Source organism: Nostoc sp. NMS4, from assembly GCF_017115095.1.
Lineage (GTDB): Bacteria > Cyanobacteriota > Cyanobacteriia > Cyanobacteriales > Nostocaceae > Nostoc.
The window spans coordinates 52,171-62,108 of record NZ_JABXKI010000146.1; the positions used below are offsets into that span (position 1 = coordinate 52,171).

11 protein-coding genes are annotated in these 9,938 nt (G+C 41.3%); 5 read left to right on the forward strand and 6 right to left on the reverse strand.

Annotated features, from left to right (window positions below; all coding sequences use genetic code 11):
* Positions 1-152 precede the first annotated feature (152 nt).
* On the reverse strand, positions 153-680 hold the full coding sequence (locus HWQ37_RS12250) for a GNAT family N-acetyltransferase (RefSeq protein WP_292747541.1): 528 nt from the start codon (positions 678-680) through the stop codon (positions 153-155).
* A gap of 108 nt (positions 681-788) precedes the next feature.
* The gene (locus HWQ37_RS12255) at positions 789-1,655 is read right to left on the reverse strand and encodes an aldo/keto reductase (protein ID WP_292747544.1); all 867 of its coding nucleotides are present in this window, start codon (positions 1,653-1,655) and stop codon (positions 789-791) included.
* Between the two features lie 247 nt (positions 1,656-1,902).
* Between HWQ37_RS12255 and HWQ37_RS12260 the strand changes: the two genes are divergently transcribed.
* Complete coding sequence (locus HWQ37_RS12260; RefSeq protein WP_292747546.1) at positions 1,903-2,106, forward strand: hypothetical protein; 204 nt, start codon at positions 1,903-1,905, stop codon at positions 2,104-2,106.
* Between the two features lie 182 nt (positions 2,107-2,288).
* Here HWQ37_RS12260 and HWQ37_RS12265 read toward each other — a convergent pair whose 3' ends face one another.
* Positions 2,289-2,489, reverse strand: coding sequence for a heavy-metal-associated domain-containing protein (locus HWQ37_RS12265; RefSeq protein WP_292747548.1), 201 nt, complete (start codon positions 2,487-2,489; stop codon positions 2,289-2,291).
* 760 nt (positions 2,490-3,249) lie between these two features.
* On the opposite strand from HWQ37_RS12265, the gene HWQ37_RS12270 reads away from it, so the two are divergent.
* Positions 3,250-3,513 carry a DUF3146 family protein gene (locus tag HWQ37_RS12270; protein ID WP_292747550.1) on the forward strand — a complete coding sequence of 88 codons (264 nt, stop codon included), beginning with the start codon at positions 3,250-3,252 and terminating at the stop codon, positions 3,511-3,513.
* A gap of 55 nt (positions 3,514-3,568) precedes the next feature.
* Here HWQ37_RS12270 and HWQ37_RS12275 read toward each other — a convergent pair whose 3' ends face one another.
* The 3 genes from HWQ37_RS12275 to ntcA form a co-directional block, all read right to left on the reverse strand.
* Positions 3,569-4,024: a RuvC family protein gene (locus HWQ37_RS12275; protein WP_292747553.1), complete on the reverse strand. Its 456-nt coding sequence runs from the start codon at positions 4,022-4,024 to the stop codon at positions 3,569-3,571.
* Positions 4,025-4,153: 129 nt separating this feature from the next.
* Positions 4,154-5,644: a DUF3084 domain-containing protein gene (locus tag HWQ37_RS12280; protein WP_292747557.1), complete on the reverse strand. Its 1,491-nt coding sequence runs from the start codon at positions 5,642-5,644 to the stop codon at positions 4,154-4,156.
* Between the two features lie 168 nt (positions 5,645-5,812).
* On the reverse strand, positions 5,813-6,484 hold the full coding sequence (gene ntcA, locus HWQ37_RS12285) for a global nitrogen regulator NtcA (protein ID WP_094347373.1): 672 nt from the start codon (positions 6,482-6,484) through the stop codon (positions 5,813-5,815).
* A gap of 379 nt (positions 6,485-6,863) precedes the next feature.
* Between ntcA and fabI the strand changes: the two genes are divergently transcribed.
* The 3 genes from fabI (at position 6,864) to HWQ37_RS12300 (ending at position 9,578) form a co-directional block, all read left to right on the forward strand.
* On the forward strand, positions 6,864-7,640 hold the full coding sequence (gene fabI, locus HWQ37_RS12290; RefSeq protein WP_292747559.1) for an enoyl-ACP reductase FabI: 777 nt from the start codon (positions 6,864-6,866) through the stop codon (positions 7,638-7,640).
* A 126-nt stretch (positions 7,641-7,766) separates the two neighbouring features.
* Positions 7,767-8,408 (forward strand): imidazoleglycerol-phosphate dehydratase HisB, encoded by a 642-nt coding sequence (hisB, locus tag HWQ37_RS12295; RefSeq protein ID WP_292747562.1) that lies wholly within the window; start codon positions 7,767-7,769, stop codon positions 8,406-8,408.
* 186 nt (positions 8,409-8,594) lie between these two features.
* Positions 8,595-9,578 (forward strand): ABC transporter ATP-binding protein, encoded by a 984-nt coding sequence (locus HWQ37_RS12300; RefSeq protein WP_292747565.1) that lies wholly within the window; start codon positions 8,595-8,597, stop codon positions 9,576-9,578.
* The last annotated feature ends 360 nt before the right edge of the window (positions 9,579-9,938 follow it).

Genomic DNA, 9,938 nt, shown 5'->3' on the forward strand with positions numbered 1-9,938 from the left:
CCTTCATTAAGAAGGAGCTTCATCGTGGGTAAGAAGGTGGATTATAACCGGATAACCGTGCAATTATTCAAGCACTATTGTCTGTCTACAGTCCGCCTACACTTTGTCTACAGTTAACCCGCCCTAAATTTTGGGATGTAGAGGTATGCTTTCTACTGGTGGTCAAGGATAGCGTAGAGAAAGTTGTCGTACCATCTACCTTTAATTAACTCTTTCTCCCGCAGATGACCTTCACAACGCATACCAATTTTTTCTAATACCCTTACAGAAGCAAGATTCTCCGCAACACACCAAGACCAGATACGATGCATTCCCAGTTCTGCAAAGCCAAACTTTAAAATGGCCTGTGCTGCTTCTGTTGCATAACCTTGTCCCCAATACTGAGTGTTTAGTTCATAGCCGATATTTGCTTCCCGCATTTCCGGGTCATTTACACGGATACCACAATTGCCAATAAGCTGATTTTCTTCTTTGAGGATAATAGCTAACTGAAATTTTGTCCGTGGTTGCTCTTTTTGCTGATTAATAAACATCTGGATAAACTCGCAAACATCCTTCTCTGTGCGGTGCGTCCAGTAGTTATAACACAAATACAAAGGATCAGATTGATAGGTAAAAACCGCTTGCCAGTCTGCCTCTATAAAGTCACGCATTAGCAAGCGGTGTGTTTCTAAGATCATGTTTTTTATTTATGCGCTTAGTGCAGACAATCAAACAGTTTATGCAGCCAAACAAGCCACGAAAATCTTAGGCAACTTCTACCACATCTACGTTAGCTAGTGAAATGTTTAAGTTGCCCGATCAATTTTTTGCACTTCTTCATCAGATAGTTTCACATTGATAGCACGTACCGAATCTTCAATGCTGGAAACCTTGCTAGCACCGGGAATTGGTAAAATAGCAGGTGACTTGGAACGCAACCACGCCAAGACGATATTATACACCGACACGCCTTTTTCTTTAGCTAACTGAGCGATCGCAGAAATATCTTGCAAGTCCTGATGGCGACGCCTACCACCAAAGGGACTCCAAGGTAAAAAAGTCAATCCTTGCTGTTCGCAATACTTCAATACGCCGTCATTTTCTGGCTGTCGTTGCCAAGGGCTGTATTGATTCTGCACCGAGATAATATCTACCACATCCCGCGATCGCTTAATTTGTTCAACGGAAAAATTAGAAACTCCCACAAACCGAATCAAACCAGCCTCCACTGCTTCTTTAACTGGTGTCAGGGATTCTTCAATGGTGTAATTAGTATCGGGAGAATGGTATTGCCAAACATCGATAGGTTTAGTACCGCCCAACGCCTCAAAACTGACTCGAATTGTTTCGCGCAAATGTTCTGGGTTGCCGTTGCTTGTCCAGTTGCCATCGGGACGCATCAACCCGCCCTTGGTTGCTACAATTACCTGGCTAATATCGCCTTTATAACTACTAAGTCCCTTGTGAATTAGCCGCTCATTATGGTGCTTATCTGACTCATCTTTGCAGTAAGCATCGGCAGTGTCAATAAATGTAATACCCAAATCCAAAGCCCGATGAATAACTTCGATTGATTGCGATTCAGGAGGGCGATTATAAATTGACATGGGCATACCACCCAAACCGATCGCACTCACAAAGATACCAGTTTTTCCTAGCTGTTTGGTTTCCATGATTCTAGCTGTAGCTTTCTGCCCCAATTATCTATCAGTTAGTTATTCATGATAAATCCTCCCTAGTACTTAGACTTGAGGATAATTGAATGTAATTCTTTAAGATCCCCGACTTCTTTGAGAAGTCGGGGATCTTAGTCTCTCGATTTTCACAACTCATTTAAAATTGCTATAGATTAAAATAGTGGTGAAATAAAAATTTAGTCTTTCGCTGTTAACTGTAGTTAATTATACATTTACTAAAATTATGCCTATTAGCGATCGAGTACGTTTAATATCATCCACACTATCTTCGTTAACTTTTTCAGAGTTACAATCGTTGAAAGAAGAAATTGCTTCTACTCAAAAATCTCAAAGACCTTTAGGTATTTGGAAAGGAAAGGTAGAAATATCAGATAATTTTCATAAAACCTCAAATGACATTATTTCTGAATTTGGTATAGAAGAATAATGGATTTGTTGCTTGATACTTGTGCTTTAATATGTTGCTTGAGGATAACCATGATGATTTAATAAAAGTCATTATTAATTAATGACATTTACGCCCTTAAAACGGACATAGATATCATTAATTAATTAATTGCGTTGGCTAAATTATTTGCTCTAAATTTATTAGAAAATTTAGAAATTTAATTAATAGCCCTCTATGGTATAACCAGCAGATTGAACTATCTGTTTAATTGACTCTTCAGAAGCCGCAGATTCTACAGTTACAGTTTTAGTATCAACGTTCACATCTACTTTGGCATCAGATTCCATAGTCTGAATAGATTTAGTGATTTTCTTGGCGCAATCATCACCTTTAATATTCGGAACTTTCAATTTAATCGCCATTACTTACCTCATTAAGTAAACTGGAATTTACATTTAATAAATATAATATCGAGTTTAAGAGTGAGCGCACATCTTACTCTAGTTAGGGAATTTAGTCTGACAGAAATAGTAATCAATAATAGGTATACCTAAATCATTATTGACAAATTCTTTAGCAAGTAAAACAGAACAAAATGCCAAAATATCCAAAATATATAAAGTGATTTCTGAAAATACACTTAGTACTACTAACCTATAAAAAGCCGCTTTTTAGTTTATTCTGAAGACTCCACAAGACAATTGCTGTTTGATATAGTTGTTCTCGCAGCACTACCCGATGGTACAAGCGTCTATGCGTAAGTCACGAAACCTTTTTATCTGTAGTTTTTAATTTATTGTATACTTAAGCTGTTTTACTCAACTTTTAGAGTACATATAAATCTAAAAAACAGCTATCTTGCGGCATAGATATACTGTGAGCTTCGCAACAAAGACCTTCAGTGACACAATTATGAAAGGAGTGTTGGACGCTGCTAATTTGGGTATTGATGATAGAGACTGCTTCACATTGCCAATGGGAACGATTGCTGAAATATGCCATTAGTGGAAGTGCGATCGCTAGGCGTAGGTTACTTTGCCATAGGGGTGGCTTATTTCCGCCGTGCTGTACTAGTCAAATACAAATACCCACTTTGTCAGTTTGTCTAATTAAGATATGTTTGGTAAATAAAATAAGTAGCCTACATCATCGGCTGTTATTCCACACTTGACATAAAGCATTGTGAGTGCAAAACGTCTGCCAGAAACCATTGCCCATGTCAGAATTACCCGCCAATCCTGGCAACATGGCTTCCTTGAGGGCGAAGTGAGTGCGGGTGAGTTTGAGTGGCATTTCCAGTGGCATTTTCGCCGGGGAGAACTTGCCGTCAAGCCTTCCCAAGGTCGCGCTTTAATCAAAGAACCCCTGGGTCGATTCTTGGAGCAACAAGATTACCAGCTAGAGCCTGGAGGAGACTATGATTTTACGATTCGAGCGGAACTTTAAAAGTTAGGAGAGACGCGATTAATCGCGTCTGTACAGGAGTTAACGATCTAAGTCCTCACTCCTGACTGCTTAGTGTTGATTCTGTGAGGCGGTTTAAGTATCTTTCGATTAAAAGGATGGCAACAATGTCATCTATGGGTCTTGGTGGCTGTCGTAGACCGTGTGGCAATAGCTTGATTAGCCCTTTTGGGGGATACATTTGCCAATAGCGATCGCGTGCCTCTAAGGTTGTATAGCGCTCATCCACTAAAATAATACTCAGGGGTTCTGTCAATTCTTGATATAATTTCTGTCTCCACTCTTTGGCTGTAGTTTGGTCGCCCATGACCATCAAAGAGATCGGAAACCTTTGACGCAGTGTCTCAATGGTAGCGATCGCCTCTTTTGCTAGCAAGACTTGATGATAATACAGTTGCCGATCCAGTCCCATCACCGCTAAACCACACTTATCTCGACCTGGATCAAATCCCAAAATGACTGGTTGCGTTGGTGAAAATTCACGGAAATTCATAATAAATTAAAAATTAAAAATTAACAATGTTCTCTTAGCATTTGTTAGATAAAAATGCAACTACAGCAAATATTTTGGCTGTTGTTCAATATGTTTAAATCTTACTAATAACAGTGTGCAAATAATTTTTTAAGTACTAAAAATAATTTTTCCGTTGACTATTGCCACTAATTTTACTCTCAAGGGCCCGGCTGTATAAGTGTCCTCTGCTGCGATCGCTTTGATCTCCAAGGGTTGATTATACTGTCTTAGTTGGCTGACAAAGCGCAGAAAAGTCCCCTCTACTTGCACATCTTCGACAATTCCGGCGTTACGGGCCCGAAATTGGGAAGCAGAAATCAGTATTTCTAGGCGCTGCTGTAACTGATAAGATGTCATGATTTTTGAATCAGCAGTAGTCGTGGCTAGCACTGCGCCTCCCGAAAAAACCAGTTGATTCCGGGCTGTATCGGCGAAAAATTCTATCTGCTTTTCTCCCCTAACGTAATTACCAGCCGAGAAAATTCGCATAACGTATTCTTGACCATCGCCAATCTGCTTGCTTAGTTGATCGATCCTATCCTGGGTCACGCGCAGTAGCTCTACATTTGCCGGATTTGCACCAGGCTCGCTTAATCCGAGGTTGGCGTTGCGATTGGCTTCTTGTAAAAGTTGTACCACTGCCTGACGAGCAGCAGCAGGTTGAGTAACACGAATCACAGCAGCAGATAGAACTTGACCGCGAACTAAGGCCAGCTTACCCAAACGCAGGTCGCGGTAGGACTGATAATATTTTTCCAGTCTGGCAACTTCCTGTTCTAGTTCCTCCTGCTGTGCTTCCAATTCTTTGAGGCGCGATTCCCGTGTGGCAATTACTTGCTCTCGCGCTGTAATTTCTACATTACGCTTTTGAATTAGTTGATCCAGCTGGGAAATCTTTTGATCGCGTTGTTCTATGGCTTCTTGACGGTTAGCAAGTTCGCGATCGCGTTTTTCAATTGCTGTTTTGGCTTCGTCAATGGCTTTTTTCGCTTCTGCATATAGTCTTTGACGTTCTGTCTTCAGTAGTTCAACTGCCGCCTGTAGCTCCTTTCTCTGATTAGAAACGCTTTGCAACTCAGCTATGGCTTTTTGGTACTGAGTTACAACTTGTCCTAGCTGACCTTGAGTGCGTTGGAGTTGAGTTTGGGTTTGGGCTTGTTGACTAATTGTGCGGTTTAGCTGGGCTTGGGTTTCCCTCTGTTTGGCATTTGCCGCTTGCAATGATTTATTAATTGCCTGCAAGTCTTGTTGTGCTTTTGCTTGGGCAATTTTTGCTTGGTTTAGCTCACCCTCTACCTGACTTTTCTGAGTTTCTGCGGTTTTTAGCTGTTCCCGCTTCTGTCTGAGGTCTGTTTGAATATCTTCTAACTCAAAGACTCCTTTTCGCAAGCCTTCGTCGGCAGCGAATAAAATCCCTAAAGTTGATGCTGAAATTAAACCACCAGTAAAAATTGTTACTAGTACAGCAGTATTTTTCGGACGGAGCTTAAAAAGTGAGAGGCGGGCTTTGCCAACTCGTGTGCCGATGCGATCGCCCACGGTGGCAATTACGCCTCCCAGAATCAAAATTGCTGCGATGAGGATGTATCCGGTGGTCATTTTTAGCTACCGAAATCCTTCCAGATACAGCCTACTACTTTTAAGCATTGTCTGGAAAGAAGTGGAAATTGGCAATAGCTGAAATTATGCAATTTTAGATTTACCTCTAGCTATTAGTGTCATTTTTCAAAATACAACACGCGCCGATTCCCCTTTCTCCAATTGTTTTTATGTGAATTGCCTACTTAAGGTAACAGGTTTATGCACAGTAATCTTCTTTTTGTGGATAGAAATCATCTTTTTCTCACGCAAATCTCCTAGTAGCCTAGTAACAGTAACACGAGTTGAACCAATTGCTTCTGCGATCGCTTGATGAGATAACTTCAGATCAATTGTGATCCCATCTGCACAAGGAACACCAAAATCTCGACAAAGAATTAACAAAAAACTCACCAATCTAGAACCCATATCTCGGTGAGCAAGAGTTTCAATCATCATCTCTGTCTGTAAAATGCGCGAAGACAGACCTCGCAGCATTAACATTGATAATTCGGGATTTTCCTTGAGTGCTAGCTCCACTTGTTCAATTGGTGCCGACAGTAATTCCACAGGAGTAAATGCAACCGCATGGTAAAACCGATCCGACTTATTTCCTGTCAGCAATGACAATACACCAAAAACACTATTTTCCCGCAGCAACGCTACCGTTATTTCCTCTCCTGCCTCGTACACCCTGGAAAGTTTAACAGCACCTTTCAAAAGAAAATAAACTCGTTCGGCAGGATCGCCAGGAAAAAAGATCGTTTTATTGCGTTCAAACGTTTCCACAACTGGCGGAAACGCCCCGGTCGCCATCTGACGAAATACATTTGCTAGGGCTTTATCTTGTGTCACGATCATCTCCCTTCCCCTACCCAATGCCGGAAAAACAAAAACTGATTACCTAAGAATACACCTGAAAAATGAATAAAGCACCGTCAACCTTTCTGTACTTTCCTATACTCCAACTAATCTCTTCATAACTCTTTGTTTATAATGATACATAATTGTTGATCCTTTCAGCTACTAATTGTTGATAAGTAGTTCCAATAGCTGTATTCAAAAGGTTTTTTGAAGAACAAATAAAGATATCTTGAGAATATCTTTATAAAAAATCAAGATTTTTCTCACAGAAAACACCCTTATCAATATTCATTTTTGTAAATCCTGTATAAAACAAAGACAAAACGTGCCTCAGATTCTAGTATGCTCCTAATGATCGATCGCATTAACAATTTTTATGCTAAATTTGACCGGAAAAAATGCCCTTGTTACAGGTATTGCCAATAACCGCTCGATCGCTTGGGGCATCGCCCAACAGCTGCACAAAGCCGGAGCAAACCTGGGTATTACCTACCTGCCGGATGAACGCGGCAAGATGGAGAAAAAAGTCGCGGAGTTGGTAGAACCCCTCAACCCCAGCTTATTTCTTCCCTGTAATGTCCAAGATGACGAACAAATTAAATCTACCTTTGAGACAATCCGCGAAAAGTGGGGAAAGCTAGATATCCTCATCCATTGTCTAGCCTTTGCCAGCAAAGACGATTTAACTGGAGATTTTAGCCAAACCTCTCGTTCTGGCTTCAACACCGCCTTAGAAATCAGTACCTACTCACTAGTGCAGTTAAGTGGTGCAGCGAAACCCTTGATGACAGAGGGAGGTAGTATCGTCACCTTGACGTATTTAGGTGGTGTCAGAGCAATCCCCAACTACAACGTTATGGGAATTGCCAAGGCGGGGTTAGAAATGAGTGTGCGTTACCTGGCTGCTGAACTAGGGCCGCAAAATATCCGCGTCAATGCCATCTCCGCAGGCCCCATCCGCACTTTGGCATCTTCAGCAGTCGGTGGAATTTTGGATATGATTCATCATGTAGAAGAAGTAGCTCCCCTACGACGCACCGTCACTCAGCTAGAAGTGGGCAACGCTGCGGCTTTCTTATGTAGTGATTTGTCCAGTGGGATTACCGGACAAATTCTATATGTAGATGCAGGATATGAAATTATGGGAATGTGACGCGATAAAGTTAGGAGTGAGAAAGTTAGGAGTTAGAAGTGAGGAGTTAAGAGTTAAAAAAACTCATAACTCATAGTTTTTAATTCCTAACTCATAACTCCTAACTTTTAACTCTTTCCACTCCCCATGCAAACAACCAATCGCCAAGTTAATTCAAACTACGATCGCTTAACCGAAATCCCTCGGATTGCCACTGTTCACCGCACCACTGGTGAAACTAATGTGCAAGTTACAATCAACCTGGATGGGACAGGAAAATGCACAGCAGCAACAGGCATTCCGTTTTTGAATCACATGTTGCATCAAATTGCCTCCCACGGGCTGATTGATATCGATGTCCAAGCCAAAGGAGACTGGGAAATTGATGACCATCACACCAACGAAGATGTAGGCATTACTTTAGGGCAAGCTTTTAACCAAGCACTAGGCGACAGAAAAGGTATTGTCCGCTTTGGTAATTTTCTTGCACCACTGGACGAAGCCTTAGTTCAAGTAGCGCTAGACTTTTCTGGACGACCTCACCTCAGCTACGGCTTGCAAATTCCTACCCAGCGTGTAGGAACATACGACACCCAGTTAGTACGAGAATTTTTCGTGGCTTTGGTGAACCATAGCCAAATGACACTGCACATTCGGCAACTGGATGGCATTAATTCCCATCACATCATTGAAGCGACATTTAAAGCCTTTGCAAGAGCAACACGGCTGGCGGTAGAAATTGACCCCCGACGTGCTGGTTTAATTCCCAGTTCTAAGGGAGTTTTATGATATTGGGCATTGGTCATTTGTCATTTGTCATTAATTATCCTCCCCTACTTCCCCTGCTCCCATGCTTCTTCGCCAGTCCTCAATCCTCAATTCCCGATAATTGACACACAGCTTGGTGATGGTTATTATCAGCCTACCGGGTAATTTTTAATTAATACCAAGCTGATAAATAGTGATTTAACCGAGATGAAGTCTGTTGCTGATGACCCTGATTATCAACTTAATACGACCGACATTCCGCCAGTAGTCCTAACTTCTGAGTTGCGAAAAGTCTATCGCACCGGTTTTTGGCTAAATCAAAAAGTCGTATCTCTCAAAAACTGTTCTTTAACGGTTTACAAAGGCGAAACCTTTGGGTTGCTGGGCCCTAATGGTGCTGGTAAAACCACCCTTTTAAAATTATTGTTGGGAATTATTCATCCCACCTCTGGACGAGGATCGTTGTTGGGTAAACCCATAGGCGATCGCACTGTTAAGCAACATATCGGCTATCTACCAGAAAATCCCTATTTGTATGACTATCTCACTGGCTGGGAATTTTTACAGCTAGCTGCTGGGCTATTCCAAATCCCCCAAAGCATCCAACGCCAACGCATTCCCCAACTGCTGGAATTAGTGGGTTTATCCCAAGCCGATGCCCGTAAAAAGCTGCTGCGTCGCTATTCTAAAGGAATGCTACAGCGTGTTGGTATGGCACAGGCGCTAATTAACGAGCCAGATTTAGTTTTTCTAGATGAACCGATGTCCGGGCTTGATCCGGTGGGACGCTACCAAATGCGGGAAATTATTCTGGCGCTCAAAGCCGCCGGTAAGACGATTTTTTTCAATAGTCATGTTCTTAGTGAAGTAGAACAGATTTGCGATCGCATTGCCATCCTCGCTCAAGGTGAACTAATTTGCTCTGGTTCCCTCAATGAACTCTTAGGCGGAACAAACACATATCACGTCAAAGGTCAAGGTGGTGACTGGGAAATTCTCAAAAAATGGATACCCACTCTCATATTTGAGCCTGATGGTTCCTGGCACGGTACACTACAAGATGATTATTATGATTTTCTTGCGAGTCTTCGTCTCATGGAAGGTAAAATTATCGCCATGAACTTGTCACGTAACTCCCTAGAAGAATTTTTTATTCAACAAATCCAAAGAAAAAACAACTCATTAAATTAGTCTTGTTGTCAAATAGCAAATTGTCGGCTGGCTTGAAGAACAAAACCCAAACTCTGCCTTTTTGAGTTTTATTTACCCAATACAACCCACAAAAAATAAAATTTCGACATATTTATCAAGGTTATTTGTATTTACAGCAGATTTCAAGGAAAGTGAGGTACACAACGATTCATCTGTTACCCAGGTATAAAACGTGTTTTACTCCTGAATTCTGAATTCTGAATTCTGCTGTATTTAATGAACTTGTTCCTAACTTTAGTGGTACCTTACTACTCATCGAAGATTTTAAATGTCATCAAATTAACGGCTCTTGCGCTACTTTTATGGTAAAAGTTAAAATAATTTAAATTTCATGCCTAT

Bases quoted from the DNA above. Each gene is read 5' to 3' on its own strand.
- HWQ37_RS12300 (WP_292747565.1), top strand. From the start codon at position 8,595: ATGAAGTCTGTTGCTGATGACCCTGATTATCAACTTAATACGACCGAC.
- ntcA (WP_094347373.1), bottom strand. From the start codon at position 6,484: ATGATCGTGACACAAGATAAAGCCCTAGCAAATGTATTTCGTCAGATG.
- HWQ37_RS12280 (WP_292747557.1), bottom strand. From the start codon at position 5,644: ATGACCACCGGATACATCCTCATCGCAGCAATTTTGATTCTGGGAGGC.
- hisB (WP_292747562.1), top strand. From the start codon at position 7,767: ATGCAAACAACCAATCGCCAAGTTAATTCAAACTACGATCGCTTAACC.
- HWQ37_RS12255 (WP_292747544.1), bottom strand. From the start codon at position 1,655: ATGGAAACCAAACAGCTAGGAAAAACTGGTATCTTTGTGAGTGCGATC.
- HWQ37_RS12275 (WP_292747553.1), bottom strand. From the start codon at position 4,024: ATGAATTTCCGTGAATTTTCACCAACGCAACCAGTCATTTTGGGATTT.
- HWQ37_RS12260 (WP_292747546.1), top strand. From the start codon at position 1,903: ATGCCTATTAGCGATCGAGTACGTTTAATATCATCCACACTATCTTCG.
- fabI (WP_292747559.1), top strand. From the start codon at position 6,864: ATGCTAAATTTGACCGGAAAAAATGCCCTTGTTACAGGTATTGCCAAT.
- HWQ37_RS12265 (WP_292747548.1), bottom strand. From the start codon at position 2,489: ATGGCGATTAAATTGAAAGTTCCGAATATTAAAGGTGATGATTGCGCC.
- HWQ37_RS12250 (WP_292747541.1), bottom strand. From the start codon at position 680: ATGATCTTAGAAACACACCGCTTGCTAATGCGTGACTTTATAGAGGCA.